The sequence below is a fragment of the Aeromonas sp. s3 genome (genome assembly GCF_040907805.1).
Taxonomy (GTDB): Bacteria; Pseudomonadota; Gammaproteobacteria; order Enterobacterales; family Aeromonadaceae; genus Aeromonas; species Aeromonas dhakensis.
Genome location: NZ_JBFOCQ010000033.1, coordinates 430,648 through 449,541 on the forward strand (window position 1 = coordinate 430,648; position 18,894 = coordinate 449,541).

The window sequence follows — 18,894 nt, forward strand, 5'->3', positions numbered from 1 at the left end:
ACCCGACAGGGCCAGCGCCGCTCGGCGTTCGCCCCGAACTGCGTTAAGATGGCGCCATTGTTTTATGCCCCCGCCCCAAGGCGGGGCACACAGCGCAGGACCAGCCTTGAACTACCGCAACGAACCGAGTCAAAGCAGACAACAGCAGGTCTTTACCGTCACCCGCCTCAACAGCGCCGTGCGCATGATCCTGGAGCAGGATCTGGGGCTGGTGTGGCTGACCGGCGAGCTCTCCAACCTGGCGATGCCAAGCTCCGGCCACTGGTACTTCTCCCTCAAGGACATGTCGGCCCAGGTGCGCTGTGCCATGTTCAAGGGCAACAACCGGCGGGTGGCCTTCCGCCCGCAGGACGGCATGCAGGTGCTGGTGCAGGCGCGGGTCTCGCTTTATGAGCCGCGCGGCGACTACCAGCTGATCATCGAGTCGATGCAGCCGGCGGGCGATGGCGTGCTGGCGCTGCGCTTTGAGGAGCTCAAGCGCCGCCTCGGCGCCGAGGGGCTGTTCGACGAGGGGCACAAGCGGCCGCTGCCGCGCGAACCGCGCGCCGTGGGGTTGGTCACCTCAGCCACCGGCGCCGCCCTCCACGACATGCTGACGGTGCTCAAACGCCGCGCACCGGATCTGCCGGTGTTTATCTACCCGACCCAGGTACAGGGCAGCGCCGCCATCGGCCAGATCGTCTCTGCCATTGCCCTGGCCAACCGCCGCGCCGAAGTGGATGTGCTGATCGTCGGGCGCGGCGGCGGCTCGCTTGAAGATCTCTGGTGCTTCAATGAAGAGGCGGTGGCGCGTGCCATCGCCCACTCCGCCATCCCGGTGGTGAGCGCGGTGGGCCACGAGGTGGATGTCACCATCAGCGACTTTGCCGCCGACTTGCGCGCCCCGACCCCGTCGGCGGCGGCCGAGCTGGTGGCGCCGGATCAGAGCGCCCGCGCCCTGCGCCTCGCCCATCTCAAGCAGCAACTGCTGCAGGCGATGAACCGCCAGCAGACCGCTGCCCGCCACGATTTCATCCTGCTGCAAAAGCGGCTCGACCATCAGGATCCGAAGCGGCGGCTGGAGCAGCAATCCCAGCGCCTCGACGAGCTCTCCGCCCGTTTGCAGCAGCTGATGAACCACAGACTGCATCAGGGGGAGCGGCGCCTCGCCAACCTGGAGCTGCGCCTGCAGGGCAAGAGCCCGGAGCGCTTGTTGGCCGCCGGCAAGCGCCGCCACCAGCTGGCCGAGGAGCGCCTCCATGCCCTCATCGCCAAACGCCAAGACCTTGCTAGCCACCGCCTCGCCATGCTCAGTGCCCGCCTCGACGGGGTGAGCCCGCTCGCCACCCTGGGCCGAGGCTACTCCATCACCCGCACCCAAAGCGGTGAGGTGATCAGCCGCGCCGCCCAGGCCGATGCCGGCCAGACGCTGGTCACCCAGCTTGCAGAGGGGCAGCTGCGGGTGCGGGTGGAAGAGGTCCACCAGCCATAACGAACAAGGGGGGCACATCAGGTGCCCCCCTTGTTTATCATCTCCTCATTGCACAGCCCTCTCGGCCAGCGCACTCACACCAGCGAATGGCGCACCGCCTGCGCCGGATCGGCAGGCGCCGTACCCGACCCCGCCAGCGGGTTGAGCTGCAAGTATTCAAACAACCCTGCCTGCAGATTGACGTTCCAGAAGCGCCCCGCCAGAGTGAGCTCGAGCCGCACCTCGCTCAGCGTTGCCAGCCCATGATGCTGCCAGGCCTCGAACAAGGGCTGTAGATGTGCCCGCAGCGGCGCCGGCAAACGGGCCAGCGCCAACCAGCCGCTGTCGAGCGCGCCGCGCAGCAGACCATCGAGGCGGCCATTGGGATTGCGCCCCATCACCATGCCGGGGGCCCGCTGATCCGCCGCCAGCGCCTCGTGCCAGAGCGCCAGATCCCGGCCATACATGAGGCCGTGCCCATGCACGTTGCCGCCAGCCCCGGCCCCGAAGGGGAGGATCTCGGCGCCGCGTTTGGCCATCTGGTTGTAGCGGCTCTGCTCGGCCTCGCCGCACCGCCAGTGGCTGCAGGAGAGCCGCTGCCAACCCCCCTGCTCCAGCGTCTGGGCGCCATAGGCATACATGCTGACCCGCTGCTGGCCGTCGGCGGCCCAGCCGAGCTTGCCCTTCGCCTCGGCACGGGCCAGATGGGTGCCGGCCATGGCGATGAGCTGATATAGATCCACCCCGTGCACCCCGCTCGCCATCACGTCCGCGATGTCCTGACGCCACACGGCATCATCCTGGCCCGGCAGACCGAAGATGAGATCGGCCACGATCACCGCGTCGTCGTGACGGGTCAGCTCCCCCAACCGGGTCAGCAGGGTCTCCCGGTCGTCGAAGCGGGCCGCCGCCTGGCGCACCTCGGTATCAAAGCTCTGCACCCCGAACGAGAAGCGGTTGAAGCCGCCCGCCAGCGCACTGTGCCACTTGGCATCATCAAAACCGTTGAGGCGCCCCTCCAGGGTCACCTCCGCATCCGAAGTCAAAGGAAAGCGACAGATGGCGGCGGCCAGCATCGCCAGCTCGTCGGCGCTCATGTCCGTCGGCGTGCCGCCCCCCACATAGACGGCCGAGAAGGGGCGACTCTGGGTGAAGGGGGTCTCGGCCGCCTTGGCAAGCGCGCCGCAGAGCGCGTTGACATAGCGGGTGATGCAGGCCGGGTTGGCACCATTTTCAAAGAAATTGCAGAAGCTGCAGCGCTTGCGGCAAAACGGGATGTGGATATAGAGCGCCCGCTCGTCCGCCTCGCTCTCGCGGCGCCACCAGGCTTGCCAGTCGGCATGGTCGAGGGTGAGCGGACGCATGCCGCCGCGACTGGCGTGGGCCGAGGTCTTGGCGCCAAAGGCGAACTTGAGGGGATCCGGGGTGGCAAGACCGGTCATGGTCGGGGTCAGCAGTGGTGTCATCGCAGGCAGGCTATCGAGTGAAATAATGCAAATGATAACCACTATCAATAAATGCCAAATTTGTGCTGGATCAACTCAACGACGAACAGCCCTCGTTTGCTACGCACCATTAACCTCTATCATGGATCCAGTTAACAGTTAATTTACTCAAGATGAGGTAGGGTGAGCCGATAGAGAACCATCTCCCCCGTTCTGATGAGCAAACGCGGGGAGAGTCATCAACCATTGACGATCGCTCACCTGCGCATGGACCTGCCAACGATGCAAAATCTGTCTCTGAACTGGAAAATCTTTCTCCCCCTCGCCCTGGTCATCGGCTGCACCTTCGCCCTCAGCTTCGAGCTCTCCGCCTGGCTGCAACGGGATCTCGCCATCCGGCTGGCGGGTGAAAAGGTGGAGAGCGCCGCCAACACCTACATGGATCAGCTCAACGTGCTGATGATGACGGGGGCCATCGCCAATCGCCAGATCGTGCAGACCAAGCTCAAGAGCGAGGCCGGCATCGTCGAGGCCCGTCTGATCCGCGCCCCGGCGGTGACCAGCCTGTTCGGCCCAGGCCATCCGGATCAGCAGATTGAAGACAAGCTGGACGAGCGTGCCATCAACCAAGGCGAGACCATTCTCGAGCAGCAGGGCAACCAGCTCACCCTGATCAAGCCCTTCAAGGCTTACAAGGAGTACCGCGGTACCCAGTGCACCACCTGCCATCAGGTGGCGGAAGGCACCGTCATGGGGGCGGTGCGCATCAGTTACGATCTCAGCCACACCTTTGGCGAGATCCATCGCAACAACCTGATCCTGAGCGGCAGCCTGGTGGCGGTGTTCGGGCTGGGCTTCGGCCTGCTGGGCTGGGTGCTGCAACGCTACATCAAGCGGCCGGTACGCCATCTGCAGCTGGCCATGACTCGCATGGCCAAGGAGCGGGATCTCTCTCTCCCCCTGATCAATCCCAACCGGGATGAGCTGGGCGAGATGACCCGCGCCGTCAGCGACATGGTGCAGGGGTTTCGCCACAGCCTGCAGGAGGTGGAGAGCGCCACCCACCAGCTCTATCAGGAGTCCAACCAGATCCGCCAGGTGGCGACCCAGACCGAAGGCTCGGCCCGCCAGCAGGAGAGCATGACGGTACAGGTGGCCGCCGCCGTGAGCGAGCTGGCCGCCAGCTCCCACGAGGTGCGCGAACACGCCCGCAAGAGCGCCGAGCTCTCCGCCCTCACCAACCAGGATGCGGCCAACACCAGTCGCCTTGCCCAGCACTCCATCAACGACATGGGCGAGATGTCGGCGGAGATCGAGCGGGTCGACAGGGTGATCCAGCAGCTCGACAACCGCTGCCTGGCGGTCGACGGGGTGCTGGAGGTGATCAAAGGCATTGCGGATCAGACCAACCTGCTCGCCCTCAACGCCGCCATCGAGGCGGCCCGGGCTGGCGAGCAGGGCCGCGGCTTTGCGGTGGTGGCCGACGAGGTGCGCGCCCTCTCCAACCGCAGTCGCGCCGCCAGCGAGGAGATCTCCCAGATGATCGCCGCCCTGCAGAACGAGGCCCAGAGCGCGGTGTCGGTGATCGGGGATGCCAAGGCCAAGGCGGACGAGAGCATCCACAAGACGGAGGCGACCCTGGCCGCCATGCAGAACATCATCGGCCGCATCAGCAGCATCAACGATCTCAACGCCCAGATGGCGCAGTCCGCCGAGGAGCAGGACAGGGTCTGCAGCGAGGTGGACGGCTCGGTGAGCGACATTCGCAACACCTCCAATGACACCCTGGGCCAGGCTCACGCCGCCAATCTCGCCAGCGTCCAGCTGGTGGAGCAGTGCCGCAAGCTCGAGCAGCTGCTCAAGACCTACCGCTGGTGATCATGCCTGCCGCCCGCGGCGGCCAATAAAAAAGCGCGACCCAGGGTCGCGCTTTTGTTTTGCGTCTTGTTGGGCTGGCGCGCGGCCTGGCCGAAATTAACCTGCGTTGCGGGTGGCCACCGCATCGGCCAGATTGCGCAGCAGGGTCTCGGTGTCGGCCCAGCCGATGCAGGCATCTGTGATGCTCTGACCGAAGGTGAGTTCGCACCCTTCCACCAGATCCTGACGACCCTCCACCAGGTGGCTCTCCACCATGACGCCGAACACAGCCCGGCTGCCGGCACGCAGCTGACCGGCCACGTCCTCGGCCACCAGCATCTGGTTCTTGAACTGCTTGCTGCTGTTGGCGTGGCTGAAGTCGATCATCACCTTCTGCGGCAGACCGGCCTTGTCCAGCCCCTTCACCACCTCGTCCACGTGGGCGGCGCTGTAGTTCGGCTCACGGCCGCCGCGCAGGATGATGTGGCAGTCCGGGTTGCCCCGGGTCGCGACGATGGCGGAGTGGCCATATTTGGTCACCGACAGGAAGTGGTGCGGCGCGCTGGCGGCGCCGATGGCATCGATGGCCACCTTGATGGTGCCGTCGGTGCCGTTCTTGAAGCCCACCGGGCAGGAGAGACCGGAGGCCAGCTCGCGGTGCACCTGGGATTCGGTGGTGCGGGCCCCGATGGCGCCCCAGCTCATCAGATCCGCCACGTATTGCGGGGTGATCATGTCGAGGAACTCGGAGGCGGTCGGCAGCCCCATGTCGTTGAGATCCAGCAGCAGCTTGCGACCGATGCGCAGGCCATCGTTGATCTGGCAGCTGTTGTCGAGGTAAGGGTCGTTGATCAGCCCCTTCCAGCCCACCGTGGTGCGCGGCTTCTCGAAATAGACCCGCATCACTATCTCCAGCTGGCCCTTGAGTTCGTCACGCAGCACCTTGAGGCGCTTGCCGTACTCCAGCGCGGCGGCCGGGTCGTGAATGGAACAGGGGCCGATCACCACCAGCAGGCGCTGATCTTCACCGGCCAGGATCTGATGGATGGCCTGACGGGATTCAAAGACGGTATTGGATGCGACCTCGGTGGCCGGAAACTTCTCAAGCACCGCAACCGGGGGTAATAACTCTTTGATTTCACTAATACGAACGTCGTCGGTTTGATGCTGCATGACAAGGCTTCCTGCTAGATGACTGCGATAAAGAGACTTCAATCTAGCCCGCACAAGCAGCGGTGTAAATAGAAAATTACATTATCGAATAAGGAATTTTCTTAACCTACCTTGCAAGTTTGAATAATGCTGCTAGGCGAGGATAAAGAGAGGGGGGTAGCAGAGCGGGACAGCCCAAAGAAACAGGCCCGCAGCGAGGCGGGCCTGGTTGACTCATGCACGCTGGCTGATGCTGGCCAGCTTGTCGAAGTAGTCCGGGAAGGTCTTGGAGGTACAACCCGGATCATTGATGGTGACAGCAGTATCGGACAGCGCCACCAGCGAGAAGCACATGGCGATGCGATGGTCGTTGTAGGTATCGATGGCCGCATGCTTGAGCTGCGCTGGCGGGGTGACGGTGATGAAGTCACGCCCCTCCTCCACCTCGACACCCAGCTTGCGCAGCTCGGTCGCCATGGCATGCAGGCGGTCGGTCTCCTTCACCCGCCAGTTGTAGATGTTGCGAATCGAGGTGGGTCCCTCGGCGAACAGCGCCGCCACGGCGATGGTCATGGCCGCATCGGGGATGTGGTTCATGTCCATGTCGATGCCATGCAACGGCGCCTGCTCCGCCTCGATGAAGTCATCGCCCCAGGTGATGCGGGCGCCCATCTTCTCCAGCACGTCGGCGAAGTGGATGTCGCCCTGAATGCTGTGCTTGCCGATGCCGGTGACCCGCACCTTGCCCTTGATGGCGCCCGCCGCGAGGAAGTAGGAGGCGCTGGAGGCATCCCCTTCCACCAGGAAGTCACCGGGGCTGACGTAGCTCTGGTTGCCCTTGATGTAGAACAGCTTGTAGTTGTCGTGCTCGATGACCACCCCGAACTGCTTCATGATGTGCAGGGTGATGTCGATGTAGGGCTTGGAGACCAGCTCCCCCTTGATGTGGATGCGGGTATCGCCCGCCGCCATCGGCGCCGCCATCAAAAAGGCGGTCAGGAACTGGCTGGAGACGGAGCCGTCGACATGGACATCACCGCCCCACAGCCCCTTGGCATCCACCACCAGCGGCGGATAGCCGTCTTTCTTCAGGTACTGGATATGGGCGCCCGCTTCGCGCAGGGCATCCACCAGATGGCCGATGGGACGCTCTTCCATGCGCGGTTCCCCGCCCAGGGTGTATTCGCCGGAGCCCAGACACAGGGCGGCACAGAGCGGTCGCATGGCGGTGCCAGCGTTGCCGAGGAACAGATTGACCGGCTCCTTCACTGCAAAGCTGCGGCCCAGACCGTGCACGGTGCACTCGGTCTTGTCGGCGGAGAGCTTGTACTTGACCCCGAGCTGGGTCAGCGCCGCCAGCATGTGACGAATGTCATCGCTGTCGAGCAGGTTGGTGAGCCGGGTGGTGCCACGGGCCAAGGCTGCCAACAGCAGGGCCCGGTTGGACACGCTCTTGGAGCCGGGCAGATTGACCTCACCGGCCACACGAGAAATGGGTTCCAAACGCAACGAATTCATAGACTTCCTGTACGATCTCAAAAAATTGACCTGACCGGACGTTAGCAGCCCGCGCCCTGCTCGGCAAGACTGCACGTGGCACAAAAGCGGGCCGCGGGGGCGGCCGGTCCGGCATCAGGGAAAAAACAGACGCCGGGGAGTCCCCGGCGTCGGCAATCGGGGAAAAAACGCCTCAGCCGTGGCGCTTGGCAAAGCCGTCCATAAAGCTGACCAGCGCCTTCACCCCTTCCAGCGGCATGGCGTTGTAGAGGCTGGCGCGCATGCCACCGACGATGCGGTGTCCCTTGAGCGCCAGCAGGCCGGCGGCTTCCGATTCGGCTAGGAACAGCTTGTCCAGCTCGGCATTTTTCAGCTGGAACGGGATGTTCATCCGCGAACGGCAGCTGGCATCCACCTGGTTGCCATAGAAGCTCGACTGGTCGAGATAGCCGTAGAGGAAATCGGCCTTCGCCTTGTTGCGCGCTTCCATCGCCTCGAGGCCACCCTGTTCTTTCAGCCACTCGAACACCAGCCCGGCCAGATACCAGGCGTAGGTGGGCGGGGTGTTGAACATGGAGTCGTTCTTGGCGGTGAGCTGGTAGTCAAAGATCGACGGCACATCGGCGCGGGCCTGGTTCAGCAGATCGTCGCGCACGATGGCGATGGCCAGCCCAGAGGGGCCAATGTTTTTCTGCGCGCCGGCATAGATGATGCCGAAGCGGCTCACGTCGATGGGACGGGAGAGAATGGTGGAAGAGAGATCCGCCACCAGCGGCACCTCGCCGGTGGCCGGGATGTCGAACATCTCGATGCCGTCGATGGTTTCGTTCGGGCAGTAGTGCACATAGGCCGCATCGGCGCGAAACGCCGGGGTCGGCAGCAGGTGGGAGATCCCCTGCTCGTTCTTGGCAACACCCTGGAAGGTCTGGATGTCGCCATACTTTTTGGCCTCATCCACCGCGCTCTGGGACCAGACCCCGGTCAGCAGGAAGTCGGCCTTTTTGTTGGCGTCCCCCAGCAGGTTCATGGGCACCGCGGAGAACTGGCCACGGCCGCCGCCGTGCATGAACAGCACCTTGTAGTTGTCAGGCACCGCCAGCAGCTCGCGCAGATCGGCTTCGGCCTTCTCGGCGACCGCCATGTAGGGCTTGCCACGGTGGGAGAGCTCCATGACCGAGGCTCCCAGCCCCTGGAAATTACAAAATTCGCGCTGGGCGCGCTCCATGACTTCGACCGGCAACATGGCGGGGCCGGCGCAGAAGTTGTAAATCTGTTTGCTCATGACGCTTTCCGTGAGTGGATGAGTGTGATCGGTGACTTGTCTGGTTTTACACAAGTGCAGCCCCCGGATCAAAGGCTTTTTGGGAGCTGGCTCAACCTTTTGCCGACCCGCAGCCAGAGCTCTTGGCAGAAAAAGCCCTGAACGGGTCAGGGCTTGCAGAGAACATGCATGGAAATGAGCGCCTGCCGGTGCTCAATGCCCCAGGCCCCCTTTTTTCATCAGGTTACAGCTTGGCGGTGAGCTCCGGCAGCAAGGTGAAGAGATCCCCCACCAGCCCGTAGTCGGCCACCTGGAAGATGGGGGCCTCACTGTCCTTGTTGATGGCGACGATCACCTTGGACTCTTTCATCCCCGCCAGATGCTGGATGGCGCCCGAGATGCCGACCGCGATGTAGAGCTCAGGCGCCACCACCTTGCCGGTCTGACCCACCTGCAGATCGTTGGCGACAAAGCCCGCATCCACCGCCGCCCGCGAGGCGCCCACCGCGCCGCCCAGCTTGTCGGCCAGCGCTTCGATCAGAGCGAACTGCGCCTTGGAGCCGAGCGCCCGCCCGCCGGAGACCACCACCCGCGCCGCCGCGAGCTCGGGTCTGGCGGAGCGCACGGCGCGCCGCTCGATGAGGCGGGTACGGCAAGTCACCTCGCTCACCGGCAACCGTTCTACCTCTGCCTGGCCGCCGCTCGCCGCCTTGGCGAAGGCGGTGGGCCGGATGGTGAGCACCTTGATGGGAGCACTGCTCGCCACCCGGGCCACGGCGTTGCCCGCGTAGATGGGGCGCAGGAAGGTGTCGGGCCCCTCGATGCCGGTCACCTCGGAGAGCATCTCCACTCCGAGCCTGGCCGCCACCCGCGGCAGCAGATCCTTGCCCTGGGTGCTGGCGGCCATCAGACAGTGCTGATAATCCCGCGCGATATGGGCCAGCAGCGGATCGACTCCGTCGCTCAGCCCCTCCGCCAGCATGGGGTGCTCGGCCAGCAGCACCCGGCTCACCCCCTGCAGGGCAGCGGCCTGCTCACCCGCCTCGGTCAGCCCCTGCCCCAGCAACAGCAGATGCACTTCGCCGCCCAGCTGGCCCCCAGCGGTGACCAGACGGGCCACGTTGTCGGCCAACTGGCCCTGATGATGTTCGGCAATGATCAATACGCTCATGACTGCCCCTTGCTATCGTCCGTTGATGTCCCAGCCTGTGTGCCCACCACGGCCCCGAGCTTGCTGCCGGCGGGCGGGGTTCTGTTGATTGCTGGCAGCATCAGAGTACCTTCGCTTCGTGCTTGAGTTTGTCCAGCAGCTCGTCCACCGAGCCCACCATGATGCCGGCGCTGCGGGCAGCGGGGGCCATCACCCCGAGCAACCGGGTCTGGCCGGCCGGCTCGACGCCGAGGGCGGCGAAGGGCGCGCTCTCGAGCGGCTTGCGCTTGGCCTTCATGATGTTGGGGAGCGAGGCAAAACGCGGCTCGTTGAGGCGCAGATCCACGGTCACCACCGCCGGCAGCGCCATGCCGAGGGTCTCGAGGCCGCCGTCAATCTCGCGGGTCACCTGCAATTCCCCCTCCACCAGCTTGATGGCGGAGGCGAAAGTGGCGAGCGGCCAGTCATTGAGGGCGGCGAGCATCTGGCCCACCTGGTTGTTGTCGGAATCGATGGACTGCTTGCCGAGCAGCACCAGATCGGGCTTTTCCTGCTCGCATACCTGTTGCAGGGCGCGCGCCACGGTGAGTGGCGTCAGGGTCTCGCCGGTCACATAATGGCGGGCCCGATCCGCCCCCAGCGCCAGGGCGTGACGCAGCTGTTCGGCCGCCGCCTCGGGGCCGAAGGTCACCACCACCAGCTCGGATGCCACGCCGGCTTCGCGCAGCCTGACCCCCTCCTCCACCGCAATTTCACAAAACGGGTTGATCCCCATCTTGACGTTGGCCAGCTCCACGTCTGAGCCATCGCTCTTGACCCGGACCTTGACGTTGTAATCCAGCACCCGCTTGACCGCGACCAGCAGCTTCATGACGCGCATCCCTCGCTTCTGTTGAGTGAATCCATGAAAACCCTCACATTTTTTGCTTACATTTACTTTACGTTTACGTAAACTACCAGCACTACCCTAGGCCAAGTCGAGCACAGAGGCAAGATGGAACGCGAAGCAATGGAATTTGATGTCGTCATCGTCGGTGGCGGCCCGGCGGGACTCAGTGCCGCCATCGCCCTCAAACAACACAATGCCGAGCTGTCGGTCTGCCTGCTGGAGAAGGGGGCGGAGATCGGCGCCCATCTGCTCTCCGGCGCCCTGCTGGATCCCGTCGCCCTCAAGGAGCTGCTGCCAGAGAGCTGGCAACAGGCCCCGCTCGGGGTCGAGGTCAACGACGATCAGGTGCACCTGCTGCAAAGCGACAGCCGCGCCCTGCAACTGCCCAACTGGGCGGTACCGCCGCGCATGCACAACGAGGGCAGCCGCATCATCAGCCTCGGCAACCTCTGTCGCTGGCTCGGTCAGCAGGCCGAGCAGCTGGGAGTCGAAATATACCCGGGTTTTACCGCAAGCGAACTCATCATGGAAGCGGGACGGGTCAAGGGTGTGATCACCGGCGATCTCGGGCTGGATCGGGCAGGCAATCCGAAAGCTGATCATGTGCCCGGCATGGCGCTGCTCGGTCGCTACACCCTGTTTGCCGAAGGGGCGCGCGGCCATCTCGGCAAGCAGCTGATCGCCGACTTTCATCTGGAAAACAGCGCCCAGCCGCAGCACTACGCCATCGGCTTCAAGGAGCTGTGGCAGCTCTCCCCAGGTCAGGGCAAAGCGGGCCAAGTGCTGCACGGCAGCGGCTGGCCACTCTCCGAGGGGAAGGAAGACAAGAGCCAGGGCGGCTTCTATCTCTACCATCTGGAGCAGGATCAGGTGGCGGTCGGGCTGATTGTCGATCTCAACTACCGCAACCCCTGGCTCAGCCCGTTTGACGAGTTTCAGCGCCTCAAGCACCACCCGCTCATCGCCGCGGCATTGCAGGGGGGCGAGCGCATCAGTTACGGCGCCCGCGCCATCGCCAAGGGGGGCTGGCACTCCCTGCCCCGCATGCACTTTCCCGGTGGCCTGCTCATCGGTTGCGATGCCGGCACCCTCGACTTCTCCCGCATCAAGGGGATCCACACCGCCATGAAGTCCGGCATGCTGGCGGCCAAGACAGTTGCCATGAGTCTGCGCGGCGGCGATGAAGGGGGCCGGGATCTGGCCGAATACGGCGACGCGCTGCAACAGAGCTGGCTGGCCCATGAGCTCAAAACGGCGCGCAACTTCGGCGCCGCCCTGCACCGCTGGGGCCCCTGGCTCGGTGGCGCCTTCAACTGGCTGGAGCAACACCTGTTTGCTAACTCCTCGCCGTTCACCCTGCTGGACAAGGAGCCGGACTACCGCCAGCTGCGCATGGCCAGCCGCTGCCAGCCCATCGACTACCCCAAGCCGGACGGCAGGCTCAGCTTCGACAAGCTCTCGTCTGTCTATCTGGCCAACACCAGCCACGACGAGGATCAGCCCTGCCACCTCAAGCTGCAGGATGAGACGATCCCGGTGGCGGTCAACCTTCCCACCTGGGCCGAACCGGCCCAGCGCTACTGCCCGGCCGGGGTGTTCGAGATCCTGGGCTCGGAGAGCCAGCCCCGCCTGCAGATCAACGCGGCCAACTGCATCCACTGCAAGACCTGCGACATCAAGGATCCGAGCCAGAACATCGTCTGGACGCCGCCGCAGGGAGGCTCAGGCCCCAACTATCCCAATATGTAACAAGGCCGGCCCATGCAGACCTGTGCAGACCTGTGCAGACCTGTGCAGACCTGTGCAGACAGCAAGGATGCACAGCCCAGAACATCGCCCGAACGCCGCCGCAGGGCGGCAGCGGCCCCAACTATCCCAATATGTAACAGGCTTGCCCATGCAGACCTGCGCAGATAACAAGGATGTGCAGCCCCAACACATCAAATAGAGGCGGTTTCCGGCGCGCGGCCGGGGGCTGTCGCAGGGCCACCGGGAGCCCGCCATCCCGGCCGGTGAACCCAAGTCCTCCCGCCTATCGGGGTGAATAAAGGAGGTGACGCCAGGATCGCCCGTTTCGAGGTCGGCGTGGCTGCTCCGACCTCGCTGTTTTTTTGAGCGAACAGGCTGAACCTCCGATGAATAGGCCCTGACAAGCGCGGCCCGCCCCTGTATAGTTCGCCGCATTCAGGTTTTCCATCGGCCCGTTCAGCTTGTCCACGGGATCGCTTTCTACGCGCTCTAAGGCCGCATGACCTGTGCAACCATCCCTGATTACCCATGACTTCTTAAGGGGGGACAGATGATCACCGCCTACATTCTCAATAACAAGGTACTGGACATAGTCACGCTCGGGCCTGACGACATAGTGCCTGACAACACCGTCTGGCTGGATGCCTACAAGCCGGACACGGCGGAACGAGAATGGTTGACGGGCCTGTTTCTGGAAGAGGTGCCCGACAAGGAGGAGCTGGATGATATCGAAGCATCCGCCCGTTTCTACTGGGATACCGACGGTCTGCACATTCACTCCCTGTTTCCCCAGCGGATCGGCCGTGATACCAAGGGTGTGCACGTCTCCTTTACCCTGCGCAACAATTTGCTGATCAGCATCCGCGAGGATGACATCGGCCTGGTGCGCCTGCTGCGCCACTACATGCGTCAGGACCGGCTGGAGGTCGAAGACGCCCTCGACATCCTGCTGGAGGTGCAGAACCTGAAAGTGGAGTACCTCTCCGATCTCATCGAAGATGGCTACAAGACCCTGGAAAACACCGCCGATCAGATCTTCGAGCCGGATCAGATCAATCCCATGCTCAAGGAGTTGATGGCCCAGGAAGAGGCCAACGGCCAGATCCGCCTCTCCCTGCACGATACCCGTCGCGCCCTGCGTTTCCTCAAACGCAGCCTGCGCCAACGCATGACGGGCGAGCAGAACAAGTGGATCGACGAGATGCTGCACGACGTGGAGTCCCTGCTGCCCCACACCCAGTTCCTGTTCGACAAGATCAACTTCCAGCTGGAGGCCTCCATGGGGGTCACCAACCTGGAGCAGAACAAGGTGATCAAGATCTTCTCGGTGGCGGCTGTCATCTTCCTGCCGCCAACCCTTATCGCCAGCATCTACGGCATGAACTTCGGTCGCATGCCGGAGCTCGCCTGGGAGTACGGCTATCCCCTCTCCCTGGTACTGATGGTGATGTCATCGCTCGGCACCGGTCTCTTCTTCAAGCGCAAGGGCTGGCTGTGACGCCGGCGGCTTGGCACCAAAAGAGATAAGCAGATTGGGGGGCCTGGCCCCCCGATTAATTCCCGCCCCTCGCCCGCCTTGCAAAGGGCGCCCCTTCGCCCCATATCCCCTTCATCCTTTGCACAGACGAATCCGGGCAACCATGACCCTCTACCCCGAACACAGATATGACGATCACGGCCAGCTGCGCCCCCCGCTCTGGTTCTGGCCCATCGCCCTCTTGCTGACCCGCTCGGTCTGGCTGTTTCTGATGGCCGGCGTCACCCGCGAGAGCGGCAGCGCCATCCTGACCCTCTTCTACCCGGACCGGCTCACCCTCTACATCAGCCTGCTGACCGACGTGCCCGCCATGCTGGCGCTGCTCGCCTGCGGCGGCACCTATCAGCAGACCCGCAGCCTCCGGGCCAAGCTCAGGCGCCACAGCCCCTTGCTGCTGCTCTGCTCTGCCATCAGCGGCCTGCTGATGCAACTGCACAGCCTCAATCTGCAGAAGTGGTCGTTCAGCTGGCCTACCGCCCTGGTGCTGGTCGCCACCCTCTGGTCGCTCTGGTATCTGCTGCGCAGCCGCCAGCTGCGTGAATACGCGGTGGATCAACCCCATTGAGGGGCGAGTCGGCTCACTGGCGGGTGATCCGGATCTGCAGGGTCTGGCGATCACTCTGACTACCGCCGCCCCCCTGCAACTGGGTGCCCAGGCTGCTGCCCTGCTGCGCCGAACTGGTTGAGAGCTCCCCCACCGTCAGCCACTGGCCGGGGGAGCCGCTCACCTCGGTGGCACTCTGCCCCCGGTTGATGGTGCCCTGCTCCAGCCTGGCCTGCTCGCTGCTGAGCGCTATCTGTACCCTGTCGCCGATCAGGGTGGCGGTGGCATAGAGGCCGTTCACCAGCGGCATCAGCCCCACCACCTGGCCACCACGCCACTGATAAAAGGTGACCGGCTGATAGGTGCCCATCTGCAATAGCACGGGCCGACCCGACAGACCGCGTACCTGCCAGCTGTCGTTCTGGCTGCGCTGATACTGCTGGGCATTGCCCTCCAGCAGCCACTGCCGCTTGGCGGCATCCCGGCCCAGCCCCACCCCGACCTGCTGGCTGCTGGAAGCGCCATCCACCCGCCACTCGATGAGCAGGCTCTGGGGCGGCTGGTTGAATTTGGCCAGCGCCGCTTCCGCCTCCTGCAGCTGGGCGGCGCTGCCGCTCAGCACCAGCTGGTTGCCCATGGCGCTCACCCCCAGCTCCGGATAGAGATCCTTGAGGGTCTGCACCGCCGCCTGGGTTTCGAATACCGGGATCACCTTCACCTCGGCCCGCAGCGGCAGGCAACAGAGCCCCCACAGCAGCCAGAGTCCGCACCAATTCCATCTTCTCATCTTCTCCTCCCGTCCCACTCGGCAGCCCTTCACGTCATCGGCCTGCTCATCACCTGGTCATCATGGGCCATCCCGCCCGCTTTTCAATGATTTTGCCCGTGAGCGGTGAACGCCGTGCAGGTCAGGTCCTTCATTTTTCGATGAAAAGAACGGAGATAGATCAAATAACACAAATAAAAATGATTACCATTTGTTGTCACGAAAAAATCGCTCGGATACAATTCGGTCTCATTTTTTCGAGCTTGCCGTCGATGAAGCCAGTCACCACCACCCCCGCCGCCATCCACCTTGCCCTGCTGGTCAACATGCTATCCATGGGCAGCATGATGATGGTGATGCCACTTGGGCCGGATCTGGTCATCAGTCTCGGCATGCAGCCGGAGCAGACCGGCTACTTCAGCGGCGGTGCCACCCTGGGGGCCGCCCTGATGGGCCTCATCGCCGCCCCCTGGCTCGATCGGGTCAATCGCAAGCCCGCCCTGCTGTTGCTGCTCACCCTGCGTTTTCTGCTGCTGATGGCCTGCGCCCTGGTGCAAAACAGCCAGCAGCTGCTGGTGCTGTTTGTCCTGTCGGGCTGTGTGGCCGGGCCGCTCGCCGCCATCTTGATGGCAGCCGTGCTGGATCTGGTGCCGCCGGCCGAGCGGGGCCGCCGCCTCGCCTACGTGGGCATGGCGTTTTCCCTGGCGGCCATTCTGGTGGTGCCCATCGCCCTGGTGCTGGCCCAGTGGTTTGGCTGGCAGAGCCCCTTCCTGCTGTTTGGTGTCTGCGGTCTGCTGCTGGCACTGCTGAGCAGCCGCCTGCTGCCCTCCTTGCCGGTCAACCGCGCCCCTCACGGCAGCGGCCTGCGCCAGTTGCTGGCCTCCCCGCTCTGCCAGGGCGCCCTGTTGATCCTCTGCTTGCAGATGTTCGGCCACTTCCTGCTGATCCCGCACTTTGCCAACTACTTCCAGTTCAACCTCGCCTTCCCGCGCGAGCAGATCGCCGCCCTCTATCTGTGCGGCGGCCTCGCCAGCATGGCCACCATGCGGCTGTGCGGTGGCTGGATTGATCAGGGCCGGGCCCAGGCCGCCATCCTGATCACCAGCCTGCTGCTGGCGCTGATCACTTTGCTCGGTTTCGCCATGCCGGTCGGCGTGCCCGTCTACCTGCTGTTCACCCTCTTCATGGCGCTGAGCTCGGCCCGCTCCAGTTCGACCCTCGCCATCACCGCATCCATCCCGGCCCCTCATCAGCGCGCCGCCTTCATGTCTTTTCAGGGCACGGTCACCAATGTGGCGGCCGGGCTTGGCAGCCTGCTCTCCGCCAGGTTGCTGGTGTCGGATCAGAGCGGCGCCCTGCACGGCTTTGCTGGGCTCGCCTGGATCAATATCGGCTGCGGTCTGCTGGCCTGCGGCGGTGTCTGGCTCCTGCTCAAGGGGCTGGCACAGACAAGGAACAACAATAACCCCGAGTCTGGCCCCGCCAGACAAGGAAGTCAGTGAGCCACCGGCCCCAGAGCCGGACCCCATAACCTCTGTTTTATTCATGGAGTTTTGACTATGCAGTTGCAGCCCGGCGTCTTTCGCCTGAACCCCATCCTGCTCTCCCTCGGCCTTATCGCCCTGCCGGGCCTGGCCCAGGCCGAAGCGCCCAAAGCCAACGAGACCCTGGTGGTCACCGCCACCCAGACCAAGCACACCGAGCTCTCCGCGCCGGCCAGCGTCTCCGTGGTGACCCGCGCCGATCTGGACAAGATGAACGCCAACAACATCGGCGAAGCGCTCAAGCACGTGCCGGGCGTCAACGTCATCGGCACCAACCCCACCGGCCGCAGCGAGATCAAGATCCGCGGCATGGGCGGCGACTACACCCTGCTGCTGATCAACGGCAAGCGGGTCAACGCCCGCGAGACCCTGGGCAGCTCGTTTGGCAATGACTTCGACTTGAGCTCCATCCCCATGGCTGCCATCGAGCGCATCGAGGTGATCCGCGGTCCCGTCTCCTCCCTCTATGGCGCCGACGCCCTCGGTGGCGTGGTCAACGTGATCCTGCGCCAGGCCAAGGAGCAGACCGAGGCCGCCTTCGGCTACACCCACACCATGCCCACCAAGGGTGATGGCGGTGATGCCAACCGTGGCAACGCCTTCGTCTCCGGCGCCCTGATCGACAACAAGCTGCTCGGCAGCCTGGTGGTGGAAGGCTATCAGCGCGACCGCTGGCACAGCGATCAGTCCAACAACAAGGACGCCGATGCGCTGGAGAAACGGGAAGTGGTCAACATGCTCTCCAGCCTGAAGTGGCTGGTCAGCGACAACCAGGACGTGGAGTTCGATCTGGGCTACAACCAGAACGACATGGACAGCTACTTCAACAACGTGCCGCGCGCCCCCACCGCCCCGGCCACTCCGCACAACGTGCAAAAACTCGATCGGCTGAGCCTGGGGGTCACCCACAACGGCCGTTGGGAACACTTCGACAGCCGGGCTCGCTACTACTTCGAGCAGACCGATCTGATGGATGACTCCCAGCTCAACGGCGGCGCGGCCGACGTCACCCAGACCAACCACACGGTCGACGGCCAGCTGAGCGGCTACCTCGGGGATCACCTGCTGACTTCCGGCGCGGAGTTCCGCAAAACCGAGCTGGAACACAGCCGCAGCATAACCAACGGCAGCGTGGATGCGAGCCAGAGCGCCCTCTACCTGCAAGACGAGTTCGGCTTTGGCGATCTGGCGCTGACCCTCTCCGGTCGTCTGGATCACCACGAAACCTATGGCAACGAGTTCAGCCCGCGTGCCTATGCGCTCTACAAGCTGAGCGACGAGTGGGTGATCAAGGGCGGCGCCGGCAAGGCGTTCAAGGCCCCGACCCTGGCCCAGTCCAGCGAAGGCTTCGCCACCACCGCCTGCCGCGGCGCCTGCAAGGTAGTCGGCAACCCGGATCTCAAACCGGAAACCGCCGTCAGCTACGAGCTGGGCACCGCCTATGAGGCAGAGCGCTTTGGCGCCGGCCTCACCGGCTTCCACAACGACATCGAGGATCTGATCCAAAGCGATCAGTGGGGCCCGGGCTATCGTCCGAGCGTGATGACCTACCTCAACGTCAAGAAGGCCCGGGTCAAGGGGCTGGAGCTGACCGGCTGGGTCGATGTGATGGACGACGTCAAGCTGACCGGCAACTGGACCATGCTGGACTCCGAAGACAAGAGCACCGGCGACGATCTGGCCAAGACCCCGGATCACACCGGCAACCTGAGCCTGGATTGGCAAGCCACCGAGATCGTCAGCACCAACCTGGCCTGGCAGTACGTGGGCAGCCAGTTCATCAAGGTGCCGATGCACAACTCCCAGGCGCTCAAGTCCGACAGCTACCAGACCCTGGACGTCAACACCAAGTGGAAGGTCACCCCGGCGCTCGACTTCAAGCTGGGCATCACCAACCTCACCAACACCAAGCGTGACCAGGTCGCCACCGACGCCGACTTCATTCTGGAAGGTCGTACCGTCTACGCCGGCGTGGATTACAAGCTGTAAGCCCCGCAGGGGAGTCCGTCAGGGCTCCCCTCTTTCTGCTGTTATTGCCTCGACATGAAGGAGT

14 protein-coding genes are annotated in these 18,894 nt (G+C 64.0%); 7 read left to right on the forward strand and 7 right to left on the reverse strand.

Annotated elements, in window-relative coordinates:
- Window positions 1-106: 106 nt before the first annotated feature.
- Window positions 107-1,471 carry an exodeoxyribonuclease VII large subunit gene (xseA, locus tag AB5Y98_RS20185; protein WP_368232733.1) on the forward strand — a complete coding sequence of 455 codons (1,365 nt, stop codon included), beginning with the start codon at window positions 107-109 and terminating at the stop codon, window positions 1,469-1,471.
- A gap of 74 nt (window positions 1,472-1,545) precedes the next feature.
- Here the strand turns inward: xseA and hutW are convergent, their stop codons facing one another.
- Window positions 1,546-2,916, reverse strand: a complete 1,371-nt coding sequence (gene hutW / locus AB5Y98_RS20190; RefSeq protein ID WP_368232735.1) for a heme anaerobic degradation radical SAM methyltransferase ChuW/HutW — start codon at window positions 2,914-2,916, stop codon at window positions 1,546-1,548.
- Window positions 2,917-3,177: 261 nt separating this feature from the next.
- On the opposite strand from hutW, the gene AB5Y98_RS20195 reads away from it, so the two are divergent.
- Window positions 3,178-4,773, forward strand: a complete 1,596-nt coding sequence (locus tag AB5Y98_RS20195) for a methyl-accepting chemotaxis protein (protein WP_026080109.1) — start codon at window positions 3,178-3,180, stop codon at window positions 4,771-4,773.
- A 96-nt stretch (window positions 4,774-4,869) separates the two neighbouring features.
- On the opposite strand, the gene aroG is transcribed toward AB5Y98_RS20195, so the two are convergent.
- The 5 genes from aroG to AB5Y98_RS20220 form a co-directional block, all read right to left on the reverse strand.
- Entirely contained in the window at window positions 4,870-5,925 is a 1,056-nt protein-coding gene (gene aroG, locus AB5Y98_RS20200) for a 3-deoxy-7-phosphoheptulonate synthase AroG (protein ID WP_279484257.1), read from the reverse strand.
- A gap of 213 nt (window positions 5,926-6,138) precedes the next feature.
- Entirely contained in the window at window positions 6,139-7,422 is a 1,284-nt protein-coding gene (gene aroA, locus AB5Y98_RS20205; RefSeq protein WP_010633771.1) for a 3-phosphoshikimate 1-carboxyvinyltransferase, read from the reverse strand.
- A gap of 172 nt (window positions 7,423-7,594) precedes the next feature.
- Window positions 7,595-8,683 (reverse strand): 3-phosphoserine/phosphohydroxythreonine transaminase, encoded by a 1,089-nt coding sequence (serC, locus tag AB5Y98_RS20210; RefSeq protein WP_368232736.1) that lies wholly within the window; start codon window positions 8,681-8,683, stop codon window positions 7,595-7,597.
- Between the two features lie 223 nt (window positions 8,684-8,906).
- The gene (locus AB5Y98_RS20215; protein WP_368232738.1) at window positions 8,907-9,833 is read right to left on the reverse strand and encodes an electron transfer flavoprotein subunit alpha/FixB family protein; all 927 of its coding nucleotides are present in this window, start codon (window positions 9,831-9,833) and stop codon (window positions 8,907-8,909) included.
- Window positions 9,834-9,933: 100 nt separating this feature from the next.
- Entirely contained in the window at window positions 9,934-10,683 is a 750-nt protein-coding gene (locus AB5Y98_RS20220; protein WP_042050562.1) for an electron transfer flavoprotein subunit beta/FixA family protein, read from the reverse strand.
- A 123-nt stretch (window positions 10,684-10,806) separates the two neighbouring features.
- Between AB5Y98_RS20220 and AB5Y98_RS20225 the strand changes: the two genes are divergently transcribed.
- From AB5Y98_RS20225 to AB5Y98_RS20235, 3 genes are all read left to right on the forward strand, one after another.
- Entirely contained in the window at window positions 10,807-12,450 is a 1,644-nt protein-coding gene (locus AB5Y98_RS20225; RefSeq protein ID WP_368232740.1) for an electron transfer flavoprotein-ubiquinone oxidoreductase, read from the forward strand.
- Window positions 12,451-13,000: 550 nt separating this feature from the next.
- Window positions 13,001-13,948, forward strand: coding sequence for a magnesium/cobalt transporter CorA (gene corA, locus AB5Y98_RS20230; protein ID WP_005301617.1), 948 nt, complete (start codon window positions 13,001-13,003; stop codon window positions 13,946-13,948).
- Between the two features lie 142 nt (window positions 13,949-14,090).
- Window positions 14,091-14,552 carry a DUF2919 domain-containing protein gene (locus tag AB5Y98_RS20235; RefSeq protein WP_268000912.1) on the forward strand — a complete coding sequence of 154 codons (462 nt, stop codon included), beginning with the start codon at window positions 14,091-14,093 and terminating at the stop codon, window positions 14,550-14,552.
- A gap of 13 nt (window positions 14,553-14,565) precedes the next feature.
- Here AB5Y98_RS20235 and AB5Y98_RS20240 read toward each other — a convergent pair whose 3' ends face one another.
- Window positions 14,566-15,318, reverse strand: coding sequence for a hypothetical protein (locus AB5Y98_RS20240; RefSeq protein WP_368232742.1), 753 nt, complete (start codon window positions 15,316-15,318; stop codon window positions 14,566-14,568).
- A 251-nt stretch (window positions 15,319-15,569) separates the two neighbouring features.
- Between AB5Y98_RS20240 and AB5Y98_RS20245 the strand changes: the two genes are divergently transcribed.
- Both AB5Y98_RS20245 and AB5Y98_RS20250 read left to right on the forward strand, forming a co-directional pair.
- Window positions 15,570-16,799: a siderophore amonabactin export MFS transporter gene (locus AB5Y98_RS20245; protein ID WP_054544764.1), complete on the forward strand. Its 1,230-nt coding sequence runs from the start codon at window positions 15,570-15,572 to the stop codon at window positions 16,797-16,799.
- 57 nt (window positions 16,800-16,856) lie between these two features.
- Window positions 16,857-18,830, forward strand: coding sequence for a siderophore amonabactin TonB-dependent receptor (locus tag AB5Y98_RS20250; RefSeq protein ID WP_226008568.1), 1,974 nt, complete (start codon window positions 16,857-16,859; stop codon window positions 18,828-18,830).
- The last annotated feature ends 64 nt before the right edge of the window (window positions 18,831-18,894 follow it).